This is a genomic window from Paraburkholderia sp. J8-2 (genome assembly GCF_905220195.1).
GTDB lineage: Bacteria > Pseudomonadota > Gammaproteobacteria > Burkholderiales > Burkholderiaceae > Paraburkholderia.
The window spans coordinates 23,793-39,391 of record NZ_CAJMZA010000035.1 but is presented as its reverse complement, the minus strand read 5'-3'; the positions used below and the strand labels follow the sequence as shown (position 1 = coordinate 39,391).

Sequence of the window (15,599 nt, the reverse complement as noted above, 5' to 3'; positions counted from 1 at the left end):
CGCGTTCGAGCCCATCGAGCTTGCCGCGCACCCACGCGCACGCTCCGTATTACCCACCTTAGACAGAAAGCCGGAGGGCCGTCCGACGCAACGAGGACGGCCTGTAACCAGCGCCACCCCGAAGGAGACAACGCATGACAAGCTATCAGGCGGCATCCGTTCGCCCTGCATCCACCGCCGCCGCAGCCGGGCAACCCGGCGCGGCCGAAATCGAACGCACCTATGGCAAGGTGTTCTGGCGCATCGTGCCATTTTTGATGCTGTGCTACGTGGTCGCGTATCTGGACCGCGTCAACGTGGGCTTTGCAAAGCTGCAGATGTCGCAGGACCTCGCGTTCAGCGAGACGGTATTCGGTCTCGGCGCGGGTGTGTTCTTCGTCGGTTACTTTCTCTTCGAGCTGCCCAGCAACATCCTGATGCACCGGCTCGGCGCACGCATCTGGATTGCGCGCATCATGATCACGTGGGGCCTGCTTTCCGCCGTGTTCGTATTCGTTCGGACTCCCACGCAGTTCTACGTGCTGCGCTTCCTGCTCGGTCTTGCCGAAGCCGGTTTCTATCCGGGCGTCATTCTGTATCTCACGTACTGGTTCCCGTCGCATCGCCGCGCGAAGATCATCGCGGTGTTCATGTCGGCGATTCCGGTTTCGGGCATTTTCGGCAATCCGTTGTCGGGCTGGATCATGCAGACCTTCGACTCCCATCACGGCTTCGCGGGCTGGCAATGGATGTTCCTGATCGAAGCGGTACCTGCCATCGCCATCGGTATCGCGACGATCCTGTATCTCGACAACGGCATCGCCGGCGCGAAATGGCTGACGCCGCGCGAAAAGCAACTGCTCGCCGACGAAATCGCCGCGCAGCCGCAGGAAGAGGCGAAGTCGCATTCGATTGGCGCGGTGTTCCGCGACCCGCGCACGTGGTGGATGTCGCTGATCTATTTCGCGTTCGTCACGGGCCAGTACGGGCTCACGTTCTGGATGCCGACGCTCGTGAAGTCGACGGGCGTGACGGGCGCGTTCGAAATCGGCCTGCTGAGCGCGATTCCGTTTCTCGTTGCCATCGTCGTGATGAACATCATGGGTCACAGCGCGGACAAGCGCCGCGAGCGCCGCTGGCATCTGATCGGGCCGGCGCTCGCGGGCGCGGTCGGCTTCACGGTCGCGGCTTCGTTCGCGAACAACACGGCCGTGTCGATTGTTTTCCTGTCGATCGCGGCTGCGGGCGTGTTGACCTGCGCGCCGCTCTTCTGGTCGCTGCCCACGGCGTTCATGTCCGGCGCGACGGCGGCGGCGGGCATCGCGATCATCAATTCGATCGGCAATCTGGCGGGCTTCGCAAGCCCGTACATGATCGGCTATCTTAAGGATCTCACGCACAGCACGCAGTCCGGCATGTATGTGCTGGCCGCCATGCTCGTGATCGGCGCGCTCGCCGTCTGGCTGACGCCCGCGCGGCTCGTGAACCGCTAAACACGCGTATTTAAGGAGTTGCTTCGATGCCACGCTTCGCCGCCAATCTGTCGATGATGTACAACGAACACGCGTTCCTCGATCGTTTCGCCGCCGCCGCGCGCGACGGTTTCGAGGCCGTGGAGTTTCTGTTCCCCTATGAGTTTCCAGCCGCCGACATCAAGGCGCGGCTGACTGAAAACGGCCTCACGCAGGCGCTTTTCAACGCGCCGCCGGGCGACTGGGCGGCAGGCGAGCGCGGCATCGCGTCGTTGCCGGGCCGCGAAGACGAGTTTCGCCGCAGCGTCGATACGGCACTCGATTACGCGCGCGTGCTCGGCAACGACAAGCTGCATGTGATGGCCGGCTTGATCAAGCCGGAGCAGTCGCGCGCCGCGCACCGCGACGTGTATCTGAAGAATCTCGCGTATGCGGCGAAAGCGGCCGAAGCGGACGGCATCACCGTCGTTATCGAGCCGATCAATACGCGCGACATTCCCGGCTTCTTTCTGAACCGGCAAGACGACGCGCAGGCGATCTGCGCGGAAGTCGGCGCGCCAAACCTGAAAGTGCAGTTCGATCTGTACCACTGCCAGATCGTCGAAGGCGATCTCGCCGTCAAGCTCAAGCGCGACATGAAGGGCATCGGGCATATCCAGATCGCGGGCGTGCCCGAGCGGCACGAGCCGGATATCGGCGAAGTGAACTACCCGTATCTGTTCTCGCTGATCGACGCACTCGGCTACGACGGCTGGATCGGCTGCGAATACCGGCCGCGCGCGGGCACGTCGCAAGGGCTGGGATGGATCCGGCCGTATGTGAAAGCGCGCGCCTGAGCGCATTCGAAAGACACACTGAGGAACCACAGCAACATGAAAGTACTGATCACGGGCGGAGCGGGATTTCTCGGCCAGCGTCTCGCGCGCGAACTGCTGGCGCGCGGCGAACTAACGGGCGCGCACGGACAGCGCGAGCCGATCACCGAACTGGTGTTGCTCGACGTCGTCGCGGCGCCGGGTCCGAACGACGCGCGCGTGCGTGTCGAAGTCGGCGACATTGCCGAGCGCAGCGTGCTCGAACGTCTGATCGACGACAGGACGGCAGCGATTTTTCATCTCGCGGCGATCGTCAGCGGCCAGGCGGAAGCGGACTTCGATCTCGGCATGCGCATCAATCTCGACGCGTCGCGCCTGCTGCTCGACGTGTGCCGCGAGCGTGGGCATCGGCCGCGTGTGGTGTTCACGAGTTCGGTCGCCGTCTATGGCGGCGATCTGCCCGATGTCGTGCTCGATGAAACCGCGTTGAATCCGCAGTCGTCGTATGGCGCGCAAAAGGCTGTCGCCGAGTTGCTGCTCAACGACTTCTCGCGGCGCGGTTTTGTCGATGGCCGCGTGCTGCGCCTGCCCACCATTAGCGTGCGGCCGGGCAAGCCGAATGCGGCGGCGTCCTCGTTTGCCAGCGGCATCATTCGCGAGCCGCTGAACGGGCAGCCGGCCGTGTGCCCGGTGAGCGGCTCGACGCGGCTGTGGCTGCTGTCGCCGCGCAAGGCGATCGAATGCCTGATCGCGGGCTGCGAGATCGACGGCGCGGCGCTCGGCAACCGGCGCACGGTGAATCTGCCGGGCGTGTCGGTGACGGTCGACGAGATGATCGCCGCCCTGCGCGAAGTGGCGGGCGAAGCCGTCGCAGCACGGATCGAATGGAAGGCGGATGAGCGCGTCGAGAAGATCGTCGGCAGCTGGCCCGCGCAATGGGACATCGCGCGCGCAACGCAGCTCGGCCTGCAAGGCGATGCGTCGTTCAAGGATATCGTCCGCGCGTTCGTCGACGACGAACTCGGCGGGAAGATTCCGCAGCATTGATGACGCGCGCTTGTCGCGCAGGAAATAGCACACGCCGCCGTCGCAGACCTGAGTGTTTGCGACGGCGGCGTTTGTCATTTCCTTGTAATGATTGGGTAACGGCCCTGTTAGCGCACACTGCTTAGACTGCAAGCATGCCCGGCTGGTATAAGGGCGCAAACGAGCACAGAATCAGTGACACGCGCATCAACGTGCAGGGATCGGACGCCATGAAAATCCTCGTCATCGAAGACGAAGCGAAGACCAGCGAGTACATCCAGAACGGCTTGACGGAAGCCGGTTACGTGGTGGACGTGGCCACGAACGGCATCGACGGGCTGCATCTTGCACAGGAAATGGGCTACGACCTGATCCTGCTCGACGTGATGATGCCGGAGATGGACGGCTGGACCGTCATGAAGAAGCTCGGCGCACGCACCAAAACGCCGGTGTTGTTCCTGAGCGCGCGCGGCACGCTCGAAGACCGCCTGAAGGGCCTCGATCTCGGCGCCGACGATTATCTCGTCAAGCCATTCTCGTTTGCCGAGCTGCTCGCACGCATCCGCATCATATTGCGGCGCGGTCAGCCGCAAAAGCCGGATGAACAGGTCTTCGAAGTCGGGGATCTGCGCGTGGATGTGCCGAAGCGGCGCGTCGACCGGGGCGGCGTGCGCCTTACGCTCACCAACAAGGAATTCAACCTGCTGGCGTTCTTTCTGGAGCATCAAGGCCAGGTGCTCTCGCGCGCCCTGATCGCTTCGCGCGTGTGGGACATGAATTTCGACAGCGATAGCAACGTGGTCGATGTCGCGGTGCGCCGGCTGCGGCAGAAGATCGACGACCCTTTCACCGTTCGCCTGATTCATACGATACACGGTGTGGGGTACCGTTTCGAGTACGAAGCATGATGCGGCTTTCGCTCACCACGCGCCTTGCGTTGTTGTACGCACTTATCGTATTTACGGCGATGGCTTTGCTCGGCGCTTTGCTATACCGCGGCCTGGAGCAGCAACTGAGTGTGCGCGACGACGCCGCGCTCGTGACGCGGGTGGACCAGCTTCGCACGCTCATGAACGATGTCGACGTGCGCGAGCTGATTCGGGACAAGCCTCATCTCTTCGCGAACATGCTCGGCAATACGGAATCGCTGCTTATCGTGGGCTTTCCGGGTGAGGCGCCGCTCATTACGGTGAATCCGGGGCACAGGGCGGTGCCCGACGTGACGCCTGTGCCGGTGGACGCGCCACTCACGCTCGGCGCCGTCCGCCATACGCTTGCGGCCGATGGAACGCCGTTCATCTACGTCGCCGCCGCGGCGCACGACGCAGCCGGGAAGCAGGATCTGCAGATCCTCTCAGGCCGCCTGCTGACCGAGCGCACGCTGTTGTTGCGGGCCTACCGCAACCGGATACTGCTATTCGCCTCCGCTGGCGCGACCATCGCCGCCTTGCTCGCTTTCGTCGTCGCGCGCCGCAATATGCAGCCATTGCGCGTGCTCGCCGCGCAAACCGGGGCGATCGGCATCAGCACGCTGTCGACGCGCATCGAGCAGCGCGCTGCGCCCCCCGAACTCGACGCCCTGATCGCCGCGTTCAACGGCATGCTCGACCGGCTCGAACGCGGGTTCACGCAGTTAAAGCAAGTGTCGGCGGACATGGCGCACGACCTGCGCACGCCAATTGGCAACCTGCTGGGGCAGACCGAAGTCGGCCTGAGCCAGACGCGCGACACCGTGTACTACCAGCGGTTGCTCGGCTCGAATTACGAGGAACTGCAGCGCCTGTCGAAGATGATCGACAACATGCTTTTTCTGGCGCGCACCGAGCAGGCCGACAACGCTATCGAGCGCAAGGCGTTGCCGCTCGCCGTGGAATTCGAGCGTATGCAGGAGTACTTCGAAGGTCTCGCGGAGGACCGCAACGTGAGCCTCGAGTGGCGCGGCGAGGGCGACGTGTGCGCGGACCCGGATCTGCTGCGCCGCGCGCTGGGGAATTTGCTTGCGAATGCCTTGCGGTATGCGGAACCGGGCTCGGCAATCTCGACCGTGGCGGATCAGGGACCGGAGGCCACGACGCTGCATGTCGAGAACCGCGGGCCGACGATCGAGCCGCATCATCTCGAACGGATTTTCGATCGCTTCTACCGGGCCGATCCGTCGCGACATCGCTCATCGGAGTCGAGCGGGCTCGGGCTTTCGATCGTGCGCAGCATCATGCAGCTGCACGGCGGCGCGTGGCGCGCGTCGAGCAGCAACGGCGTGACGCGCTTTACGCTCGTGTTCCCGCGGCAGCGCGAGCAGCGGGGCCGATAAGCACCCCATGGGCGGCGGTGCGGCAAACCGCGCTATGATGGGCTGCCTTGAATCGGGAATGCGGGACGCAACCCATCGGTGCGCGCATGGGTTGTTCGTACGAGTGGAATTCAGCATGTATTCCAGTCACGAAGCATCGAATAAGCGATGAAACAACGTACATGGCCCAGATGCGCTGTCGTTTGTTCATGCCTGGCTTTCATGCCGCTTGCGGGTTGCGTGGCCCGCGGCGCGCCGTCCTGGTCGCTCTTCGGCGCGTACTTTCCGTACTGGCTCGTGAGCGCCGTGATCGGCGTCGTGGTCGCGATCGTCGCTCATCGCGTGTTCGTCGGGACCGGCTGGGTTCGCCGGGTGCCGTACCAGCTTTCCGTGTGTACCTCGATCGGCATCGTCGTCGGGGTGCTGGCCTGGCTGTGGGGAACGGGGCAGCTCTGACATGAAAATGGCCGGCCAGAATCCTCGACACGCATGGAAGGGCCGCGCCATAGCGGCCGTGATCGTCCTGCTCGGCGCGGCGGCACTCTGGTACGCGTACGATCGCTCGTCGCGCTATCCGTCCACCGACGACGCGTCCATCGACGCGGACGTCGTTCACGTCGCGTCGCCCGTGGGCGGCCGGATCATCCGCGTTCCCGTGGAGGAGAACCAGCATGTCGCGAAGGGCGACGTGCTGTTCGAAATCGACCCGGTGCCGTACCGGCTCGGCGTTGCGCAGGCGCAGGCCGAAGTCGAACTGGCGCGCGCCTCGCTCGCCACGCGCCGCCGCACGCTGATCGGCGAAACATCGAACGCGACCATCGCAGCCGACCAGACCCGCCGCGCCACGCACAACTACGACCTCGCGACGCGCAGCGTCGACCGGCTGCGTCCGCTCGCAGCGCAAGGCTATGTTTCAGCACAGCAGCTCGACCAGGCGGTTGTGGCGCAGCGCGATGCGAGCGTTTCGCTCGCGCAGGCGCAGGTGCAACAGCGCGCTTCTGCGCAGACGATAGGCGACGACGCCGACGCCATAGCGGCCCTGCATGCGCGCGAGGCCGCGCTCGCGATCGCCCAGCGCGCGCTCGACGACACGGTCGTGCGCGCGCCGTTCGACGGCTACGTGGCAGGTCTGACGATTCTCGCGGGCGAGACGGTCGCGCCGAACCAGTCCATCTTCACGCTGGTGCATTCGGGCGAATGGTTCGCGGTGGCGAATTTTCGCGAGACGGCACTCGGCGCGATCGAAGTCGGCGACTGCGCGACCGTGTACTCGATGATCGACCGAAAACAGCCGATGAGCGGCAAGGTGATCGGCATTGGCGCCGGGATCCTGGACACGGACCGCGTGAACCTGCCGCGCAGCCTGCCGTACGTGCAGCAGTCGGTGAACTGGGTGCGCGTGGCCCAACGTTTTCCGGTTCGCGTGCGCATCGACGCGCCGGTCAACAAGCTGGTGCGCATTGGCGCCAGTGCGATTGTCGAGGTCCGGCATGGCCAGTCTTGCCGGTGACATCAGGCGGCCCGGTCCGCGGGAAATCGCGAAGCTGCTCGCGCCGTTTCCGGGGCGCGCCGCGATCGTCACGCGCATTGCGCTGATCTGCGCGCTCACGGTACTCGTGACGACCGGCTACGCCACGCCCGATGCCGCGACTTCCGTGTATATCGTGTTCTTCCTGAACCGGCCCGACCGTATGACGAGCATCGTCATGTCGTTCGCCTTGATGCTGATCGTGACGGTGATCATCGGCATCGTGATGATCTTCGCAATCCTCACCATCGACCAGCCGCCGCTGCGGGTCGCGAGCATGGCGCTGCTCTCGTTCGGACTGCTATTCGCCACCTCGGCGAGCAAGCTACGGCCAATCGGCGCCATTCTTGCGATGATCGTCGGCTTCGGACTCGACGAGCTTGGCCTCGCGCCGGTCGGCGAAGCGGCCACGCGCGGCCTGTTGTACGCGTGGCTGATGGTCGCAATTCCGATTGGCGTGGCGATCGTCGTGAACCTCGTGAGCGCGCCGTCGCCGCGCCGGCTCGCCACCTCGCAGCTTGCGCGGCGCCTGAAGCTCGCCGCGCGCCGCCTCACGGGCACGGCGACGGACGAGGAGCGCGCCGCATTCGAAGCGTGCATGCGCGAGGGCGACCATCAGATCCTCGCGTGGCTCAAGCTCTCGAAACTCGAAGGCACGTTGGCGCCGGCCGACGCTGCGCCGCTGCGCCAGGCAGCGGCGTCCACAACGGCGATTCTGGTCGCAACGGAATTCGCGGCGAGCGAACCCGGCGCGCGTCTGCCCGACGCGTGCGCGGCGCAGCTTGCCGAAACGATGACGCAGATGGCCGCGATGCTCGAAGCGGGCGGCTACCCTGTGGACGTCACGCTCGACGTGCCAAAGGTGCCTGAGCCAACCGCGCTACAGGCGCTCGTGCTCGCAGACCTGCGCGCCGCACTGGAGGGCTTCGCGGTGCCGTCTGCTGAGGCCGCCGCAGCGCCGGTTCCTGATCCTGCTCCCGCTCATGAGAAAACCGCCGGGCCGCCCGCGCGCCGCGGCTTTTTCGACGCCGATGCCTTTTCGAATCCCGATCACATCCGCTACGCGCTGAAGACCACGGCTGCGGCGATGTTCTGCTACGTGCTGTATCAGCAGCTCGACTGGCAGGGCATCCATACGTGCTTCATCACCTGCTATATGGTCTCGCTCAACACCACGGCCGAGACCGTCGAGAAGTCGACACTGCGGATCACGGGCTGTCTCATTGGCGCTTTGCTCGGCACGGCGGCGATCGTGTTCGTGACGCCGCGTCTCACCTCGGCGGGCGAATTGATGGCGCTGGTGTTCGCAGGCGCGTGGCTCGCCGCATGGGTGGCGATGGGGTCGGCGCGGATCTCGTACGCGGGCATGCAGATCGCGTTTGCGTTCTTTCTGTGCGTGATCCAGGGCGCGGCGCCCGCGTTCGACCTCACGCTCGCACGCGACCGCGTGATCGGCATCCTGATCGGCAACGTCGTGATCTATCTGGTCTTTACGCGCGTCTGGCCCGTGAGCATCGCGAGCCGCATCGACGCAACGCTCAAGGCGCTCGTTGCGCAGTGGACCCGCATCGCGCAGGCAACGGACGCCCGGACGCGCAGCGCGCTCGCGGGCGGTGCGCTGGCCCAGTACGGCGGACTGCGCCAGGATCTCGGCCTGATTCACTACGAGCCATCGTGGGTGCGCCCCGAGCCCGACTGGGTGGCGAGCCGGCGGCGCGCGCTCGCGGAGCTCGAGGCGCTGGAGGCGCCGCTGGTCCTCGCGGCAGGACGAGCGGGCGCAGCGCGGCTGGGTGAAATCGCACAGCGTCTCGCACCTGGCGACGACGCGCACTTGCAGGCCCCACAGCATGCCGCCGAGGCCGCAAAGGACCGCACGGCCGACCCCGCACTCGATGCACTCCACAACGTTATCGCGAAGCGATTTGGACAGATCGCCGACATCGCGCGCCCAGCTTCGGACGGGGAGACGACGACCGATGCGCGCCCCTGAACCGATGCCCCGGCTTGTCGCGTTGACTGCCACGTTGGCTGCCACACTGGCTGCCGCGTTGGCTATCTCGGGCCTCCAGGGCTGCGCGACGTCGTCGATCGATCTCGCGCCGCCCGCGGCGGACCGACCGTGGCAGCCGCAGACGGACGCCGACGGCAACATCGTGCCCGGCCCGCCACGTAACGCCAGCGACGCGGCGCAGGCTGGCTACACGTTGCCGCGCAGCGCCGCGCTGGCCTCGATCGAACCCGCCGCGGCGTTCGATGCGAACCACGCGTACACGCTGCCCGAGCTGATCGATCTCGCGGAGTCCACGAACCCGCTCACGCGCATCGCCTGGAACGACGCACGCAACGCGGCGCTCGCGGCGGGCGTTGCGAAGACCGCGTATTTGCCGCAGCTTACCGCCACCGCCATGGGCGGCTACGAGGCGGCGAGCGGCGCGACGTCGACGCCGCTGCTCGGCAACACCTCGACCAGCTCGAACATTCACGGCACCGTTTCGGTGCTGTCGCTGCAATGGCTGCTATTCGATTTCGGTGGCCGGCGCGCGCGCCTCGACGCGGCGAAGCAGCTTTCCCTGGCGGCGAACGTCGCGTTCACGTCGGTTCATCAGCACGTGATCCACGAGGTGAGCATCGCGTATTACACCTACGAAGCCGCCAGCGCAAGGGAGCATACCGCGCAGCAGGCGCTCGACAACGCGGACGGCATTCTCAGCGCCGCGCGCGCCCGGCGAAAGCAGGGCGTGGGCACGGTGGTCGAAGTCGCACAGGCCACGCAGAACCGCGCACAAGCCAATTTACTGAAGGTGCAGGCCGACGGCGCCGTGAGCGACAGCTATCTGAGCCTCGTCTCTGCGCTCGGCATTTCGCCGTTGTCGAAACCTCAGATCGCTGCGTTGCCGGCACGCACGCTCACGCCGGCGCTGCATCAGAGCGTCGATGAAATCGTCGCCGATGCGATCGCGCGACGGCCGGACGTGCAGGGCGCCTACGCGCTGGAGGAGGCCAACCAGGCGAAGATCCGCGCCGCCGAATCGGCGTTCATGCCGAAGATCTTTCTCTCCGCCGCGGCCGCATACGGTACCGGCACGACGTCGATCACCGCGATTCCGCCGGTTGGCGATCAGGCGGCCACGGTGAACCTGAACGGCAGCCGCCGCAGCGGCAGCATCTTCCTCGGCGTGACGATCCCGCTATACGACGGCGGCCTGCGTTCCGCCGTGCTGATGCAGGCGCGCAACGACGCGGACAGTGCATCTGCACAGCTGACCCATACGAAGCAGGAAGCGGTCAGGCAGATCGTGGCCGCGCAGAACGGGCTTTCCACGAGCCTCGCGTCGAACGACGCCGCGAAGGCGCTGGTCGAAGCCGCGCAGACGACCTACGACGCGGCATTCTCCGCGTACCGGCACGGCGTCGGCACCATTACCGACGCGCTCCTCACGCAGAACCAGCTGCTCGCCGCGCAGAACGCGTATGCGGACAGCTACAGCGCCGCGCTTTCCGCTGCCGCGACGCTCGCCCTGGCAACGGGCGAGATCGGTGCGCCGTCACTGGAGGGTTCACCGCCTCATTAGGTACAGCGCGCCCGCCGGCTCAACTACCGAAAAAGACCGAGCAAAAGCTGGCTGGGCCAACACAGTCGGACTGTGAAGGCATACGCGTGCGCGAGTCAGCAGCCGAGGTACTCGCCATCGATACGCCACCCATATCGGTTTGCGCGGAATTTTGTGCGTATTGCCCCGCTGCGACCTTGGCCTCGGCTGCCTGAATGTCGGCCGGATAGTTGATGTCGTCGCCGCGGCCCGGGCTGTATCCGGCTTGCTCGACGCGCACGAGGTCCGCACGGACTTCTGCGCGGGTGAGGGGTTGGGCGGACTGCGCGAAGCTATAGGCCGGAACGGCGACGGCGGAAGCCGCAACGAGAACGCTGAGAAGCTTGGACATGATCAATACTCCTATGTACCTGAAAAGCGGATGAGTCGGGAAAGAAGGCCGCAGCATCGACTGTGCATGGACGCGAAGACAAGCTTAGGAGGGACAACTTGAAACTTGGCTAAGCGAGGCAAAGCGTGACTGCGTGGTTGCAGTGTAGGGAGGCGCCTCGATCGGCAGGGTTACCGAGTCGTTACAAGAAAATAACAAGCCTTCCGGCCCTTTGATTCGACTCACCGATGCAGCGACGTCATTTTTTCGTAATGACTGGGTAACCCTCTCGTTCGAGACCGCTTTTTAGACTGGCCGTGTTGTTAATCGATTGATCCACTTCACGCCATTCCAGGGAGCTTCCATGTCTTTGCCCACTTTCCGTTCCGCTATTGCACACGCAGCCGCCGCGCTTTGTCTGGTCGCTGGCGCCGTGACGACGGCGCAAGCCGCGCCCATCAAGAACGTTGTCCTCGTGCACGGCGCTTTCGTGGGTGGCGCCGGATGGCGTCCGGTGTACGACATTCTCACAAAGGACGGCTACAACGTGACGCTCGTGCAAGAGCCGCTCACGTCATTCAAGGACGATGTGACAGCGACGAAGCGTGCTATCGACAGCCTCGACGGCCCGTGCGTGCTCGTCGGCCATAGCTACGGCGGCGCCATCATCACCGAGGCGGGCAACGACGAGCACGTGAAGTCGCTTGTCTACATTGCGGCTCATGCACTCGATGCCGGCGAAACCGAAGTCTCGAATGGCAAGCGTTATCCAAACGCGACGCCCCACGAGGACATCGTGAAAACGGCGGACGACTATCTTTATCTGAACCCGGCGGACTATCCGCGCGATTTCGCGGCCGACCTTCCAATTGCTCAGGCCGAATTCGAAGCCCACGAACAAATGCCGACTTCGGCAAGCGTATTCGCTGCGCAGATCCCTGATCCGGCCTGGAAGATCAAACCGACGTTTTATATGGTCGCGAAGGCGGACAAGATCATCAACCCGGACCTCGAGCGCATGTACGCGAAGCGCGCTCACGCCCAGACGGTGGAAATCGATGGCGCGAGCCACTCGGTGTATGAGTCGCATCCGAAGGAAGTGGCTGCGCTCATTGAGCAGGCGGCTCAGCAACAGGCGCAATGACGGTTTACCTCGCGCATCGCCGGTGTCGCCGGTGTCGCCGGTTCGCGTGGTCGTATGCGGCGGTCACGGTGTGCGACCCGCGCGAGCAGTACCTCGACTGGCGCGTGCCGGGTTTCGACATCCCCGCGTTCCACGCGATGAAAATGGACGTCCCGGCTCAAAGCCGGGTCAAACCGTTTTCAGAATGCGCGGCCGCAAGTCGCTGCCCGGCATCGCCGGGCTTGCAGGCGCATCTTCCTTTGCGGAGCGTAATGACAGGTACCGCAAACAGCACACCCGCAAAAACGATGCGAAGTTGGTCGGCGGCTCGCCGCGCAGCGCAATCAGTTCGTCGTACAGTTTGACCGCGAACTGGCTCGTCGTCATGTTTTCGCGCGCGGCGATTTCCTGCAGCACGTCCCAGAACAGGTTTTCCAGCCTCACGGTCGTGATCACGCCGTGAATGCGCAACGATCGCGTGCGCGATTCGTAGAGGATCGGGTCTGCGTTGACGTAGATTCTGCACATGCTCGATCTCCTTCAGTCTTCATGGGGAGAAGTCTTGCCCTGCCAACATACGCGCAAGCTTCCTGGCTGGCAAACGCAACCCTCCCGAGCCGCGTTTGCCAGCCAAGGGGCGCCTGTCATCAGATCGCGCGGCGCTTCATTTGCCCTGCGATGTAATCGGACTGGCGGATCGCGAGCGTGACGATCGTGAGCGTCGGGTTCTCGGCGGCGCCCGTGGTGAACTGACTGCCATCGGACACGAACAGGTTAGCCACGTCGTGCGTCTGTCCATGCGCGTTGCACACGCCATCCTCCGGCCTCGCGCTCATCCGGCAGGTGCCGAGATTGTGCGTCGAAGGATAGGGCGGCACGCGGTAGACCGTTTTCGCGCCGACCGCCTCGTACACCGCGGAGCCTTGCTTGAACGCGTGCTCGCGCATGGCTTCGTCGTTCGGGTGATCGTCGAAATGGACGTTCGGGACGGGCTGGCCGTATTGATCCTTGACGCTGTCGTTGAGCGTCACGCGATTGTTGGCGCGCGGCATGTCTTCACCGACGATCCACATGCCGGCCGTGTAAGCGTACTGATCCATGGCTTGCGCAAACGACGGCCCCCAGGCGCCCGGATTCAGGAACGCGGCATAGAACGGCAGTCCGAGCGAGATGGTTTCCATGTGGTAGCCGCCGACAAATCCGCGTTTCGGATCGTTCTTCGCCTCGTCCTCGATGATGCCGGCCATTGTCGTGCCCTTGTACATGTCCACCTTCTGCTCGAACGTCGCATACACGGAGCCCGTTGTGTGCCGCATATAGTTGCGCCCGACCTGCCCGGAAGCATTGGCGAGGCCATTGGCAAACTTGCCGGAATGCGAGTTCAGCAACAGTCGCGGCGTCTCGATCGAATTGCCCGCGACTGCCACGACGCGCGCCTTCTGGCGTTGCAGCTTGCCCTGCGCGTCGTAATAGACGACACCGGTCGCTCTGCCTCGCGTGTCATGCTCGATGCGCACCACATGGGCTTGCGTACGCAGTTCAAGATGGCCCGTGGCCTGGCCGCGCGGCAGTTCCGTATAGAGCGTCGACCATTTCGCGCCGGTGCGGCAGCCCTGAAAGCAGAAACCGCGCTGGAAGCAGTGACTGCGATCGTCGCGCACCACGCTGTTGATCGCCATGTGGCCTGTGTTGCATTGCGTGTAGCCGACCTTCGTCGCGCCTGCCGCCATCACCTTGAAGTTGTTGTTGCCCGGCAGGCCCGGCAGCCCGTTGGTGCGGGTGACGCCAAGCTTCTTCTCGGCGCGGTCGTAGTACGGGTCGAGTTCCTCGCGCGTGAGCGGCCAGTCGAGCAGCGTCGCGCCTTGAATGTCGCCATAGGTCGTGCGCGCCTTGAATTCGTGCGGCTGGATTCGCAGGCTCGCGCCGGCCCAGTGCGTTGACGTGCCGCCCACCGTCTTGCAGATCCACGCGGGCAGATTGGGGAAGTCCTTGGCGACGCGCCACGTGCCCGAGGTCGTGCGATTGTCCAGCCACGAGAGCAACTGGAACGAGCCCCATTCGTCGGTCACATAGTCGGCCTGCGTATGCATGGCGCCCGCTTCAAGCACGACGACGTCGATGCCTTTCTGGGCGAGTTCGTTCGCGAGCGTGCCGCCGCCCGCACCGGACCCTACAACGACGACCACGTTGCTGTCGTTGAGCGGGAAGCGCTTCTGGTTCAGATCCATGTTTTGTCTCCTGTGCTCAACTGTCTTTGGGAAGCGGACCGCTCTCGTCGGCAGGGGGGTTGGGCAGCCAGGACAAGTTGTTGAAACCTTTGTACAGGTAGCCGCCGTCGCCCTCGGCCGCCCCATAGCCGAAGTGCTGGTAAGCGAGCGTGTTGCTGTACAGCGAGACGATTGCCGTGCTGCGCACCGTAGTGAAGAAAGGCGTGCCCGCCAGCGCGGCGACGTCGCGCGCCTGTGCCGCGCTCTCGCGCCTGGACCAGTCCGAGCCGCCGGCGCTCGCGTCGAGCTGCTTTACGCCATCGGCCAGTTGCTTGCGTACGGCGGGGTCCTTTTGCGCCTTTGCGTCGAGGTCCTTGACGACGAGCGCGTAGACCGCATTGTCGAGTGTGGGGTGCGGATAGAGCTGGCGCGTGAACGCGAGCAGGACGTCGCCCTGGTGCGTGTCGAGGCCCTGAAGTTCGAGGGCCCAGACCCGGCTGGGCGCGAACATCGCGAGCGTGGAAGTCAGCGCCAGCGTGCCCGTCAGGACTCCCGTGCCTTTGAGCAACTCGCGCCGCGTGAGCTTGATGCGCATTGCGCTTTCCACCGCGTGCGCGTCCGGTTCGTGCGCTATCGGTATGATCGTGGGGCTCATTGTTGTCTCCTGTGTTGGTCTCATGCCATGCATCAAACAAACGCGGCCCTGCGCACGGTCGCTAGCGATAGTGGCCATGCCTTTCCAGGACTTCGATCTTGTAGCCGTCCGGGTCCTGAATAAAGAAGTAACGGGCGATCAGCGAGCCGTCGTCCGCGTGGAATTCGCGCAGGTCGTTTGGCGCTAGACCCATGTCGAGAAGGCGCTGTCGATCGGCCTTTGCGTCGTCGACGACGAAGGCTACATGGCCGTACCCGTCGCCGTGCGAATACGGATCGGCGCGTCCCTTGTTCCAGGTGAGTTCGATTTCCGTGTCGGCCTCGTCGTTGCGCAAATAGGCGAGCGTGAAATCGGGGAAGTCGAGCCGGTGCGAGACCTTGAAGTCGAAAACCTTGTCGTAGAAGTCGAGCGAGCGCGACAGGTCCTGCACGCGAATCATCGTGTGAACAAGCTTGGGCATGCGTTGTCTCCTCGGTCTGCGGCGGTGGCCACTGCGGGTGGCTTGCGTTGTGCGCAGTGATGTCAGTTTAGGCGCGCGAACGGAGGGCAGGTAATGGCCGGCTAAATCGGTGTCGGGACTTAC

At 64.5% G+C, this 15,599-nt stretch carries 15 protein-coding genes; 10 read left to right on the top strand and 5 right to left on the bottom strand.

Annotated elements, in window-relative coordinates; translation table 11 throughout:
* Positions 1-134: 134 nt before the first annotated feature.
* The 9 genes from U5A52_RS37315 to U5A52_RS37275 all read left to right on the top strand — a co-directional run bounded on the left by U5A52_RS37315 (position 135) and on the right by U5A52_RS37275 (position 10,682).
* Complete coding sequence (locus U5A52_RS37315; RefSeq protein ID WP_321939075.1) at positions 135-1,472, top strand: MFS transporter; 1,338 nt, start codon at positions 135-137, stop codon at positions 1,470-1,472.
* A gap of 26 nt (positions 1,473-1,498) precedes the next feature.
* Positions 1,499-2,287, top strand: coding sequence for a 2-oxo-tetronate isomerase (gene otnI, locus U5A52_RS37310; protein WP_321939073.1), 789 nt, complete (start codon positions 1,499-1,501; stop codon positions 2,285-2,287).
* Between the two features lie 36 nt (positions 2,288-2,323).
* On the top strand, positions 2,324-3,313 hold the full coding sequence (denD, locus tag U5A52_RS37305; protein WP_321939071.1) for a D-erythronate dehydrogenase: 990 nt from the start codon (positions 2,324-2,326) through the stop codon (positions 3,311-3,313).
* 209 nt (positions 3,314-3,522) lie between these two features.
* Complete coding sequence (locus U5A52_RS37300) at positions 3,523-4,200, top strand: heavy metal response regulator transcription factor (RefSeq protein WP_321916289.1); 678 nt, start codon at positions 3,523-3,525, stop codon at positions 4,198-4,200.
* Positions 4,197-5,603 (top strand): heavy metal sensor histidine kinase, encoded by a 1,407-nt coding sequence (locus U5A52_RS37295; protein WP_321916288.1) that lies wholly within the window; start codon positions 4,197-4,199, stop codon positions 5,601-5,603. The genes U5A52_RS37300 and U5A52_RS37295 overlap by 4 nt, the downstream gene beginning before the upstream one ends.
* 201 nt (positions 5,604-5,804) lie before the next feature.
* Positions 5,805-6,038 carry a hypothetical protein gene (locus tag U5A52_RS37290; RefSeq protein WP_415774111.1) on the top strand — a complete coding sequence of 78 codons (234 nt, stop codon included), beginning with the start codon at positions 5,805-5,807 and terminating at the stop codon, positions 6,036-6,038.
* A 1-nt stretch (position 6,039) separates the two neighbouring features.
* On the top strand, positions 6,040-7,092 hold the full coding sequence (gene mdtN, locus U5A52_RS37285; protein ID WP_321939068.1) for a multidrug transporter subunit MdtN: 1,053 nt from the start codon (positions 6,040-6,042) through the stop codon (positions 7,090-7,092).
* A complete protein-coding gene (locus U5A52_RS37280; protein ID WP_321939067.1) occupies positions 7,073-9,100 on the top strand; it encodes an FUSC family protein in 2,028 nt (675 codons plus the stop codon). Before mdtN ends, U5A52_RS37280 begins: the two co-directional genes overlap by 20 nt.
* The gene (locus U5A52_RS37275; RefSeq protein WP_321939065.1) at positions 9,087-10,682 is read left to right on the top strand and encodes a TolC family protein; all 1,596 of its coding nucleotides are present in this window, start codon (positions 9,087-9,089) and stop codon (positions 10,680-10,682) included. The genes U5A52_RS37280 and U5A52_RS37275 overlap by 14 nt, the downstream gene beginning before the upstream one ends.
* A gap of 19 nt (positions 10,683-10,701) precedes the next feature.
* Here the strand turns inward: U5A52_RS37275 and U5A52_RS37270 are convergent, their stop codons facing one another.
* The gene (locus U5A52_RS37270; RefSeq protein WP_321939063.1) at positions 10,702-11,052 is read right to left on the bottom strand and encodes a DUF4148 domain-containing protein; all 351 of its coding nucleotides are present in this window, start codon (positions 11,050-11,052) and stop codon (positions 10,702-10,704) included.
* Between the two features lie 343 nt (positions 11,053-11,395).
* Here U5A52_RS37270 and U5A52_RS37265 point away from each other — a divergent pair, with 343 nt between their 5' ends.
* Positions 11,396-12,175, top strand: coding sequence for an alpha/beta hydrolase (locus U5A52_RS37265; RefSeq protein ID WP_321916282.1), 780 nt, complete (start codon positions 11,396-11,398; stop codon positions 12,173-12,175).
* Between the two features lie 168 nt (positions 12,176-12,343).
* On the opposite strand, the gene U5A52_RS37260 is transcribed toward U5A52_RS37265, so the two are convergent.
* The 4 genes from U5A52_RS37260 to U5A52_RS37245 all read right to left on the bottom strand — a co-directional run bounded on the left by U5A52_RS37260 (position 12,344) and on the right by U5A52_RS37245 (position 15,476).
* Positions 12,344-12,682 (bottom strand): ribbon-helix-helix domain-containing protein, encoded by a 339-nt coding sequence (locus tag U5A52_RS37260; protein ID WP_321916280.1) that lies wholly within the window; start codon positions 12,680-12,682, stop codon positions 12,344-12,346.
* A gap of 119 nt (positions 12,683-12,801) precedes the next feature.
* Positions 12,802-14,382, bottom strand: coding sequence for a GMC family oxidoreductase (locus U5A52_RS37255; protein ID WP_321939061.1), 1,581 nt, complete (start codon positions 14,380-14,382; stop codon positions 12,802-12,804).
* A 16-nt stretch (positions 14,383-14,398) separates the two neighbouring features.
* Entirely contained in the window at positions 14,399-15,016 is a 618-nt protein-coding gene (locus U5A52_RS37250) for a twin-arginine translocation signal domain-containing protein (RefSeq protein WP_321939059.1), read from the bottom strand.
* 61 nt (positions 15,017-15,077) lie between these two features.
* Positions 15,078-15,476 (bottom strand): VOC family protein, encoded by a 399-nt coding sequence (locus U5A52_RS37245; RefSeq protein WP_321916277.1) that lies wholly within the window; start codon positions 15,474-15,476, stop codon positions 15,078-15,080.
* Between the last annotated feature and the right edge of the window lie 123 nt (positions 15,477-15,599).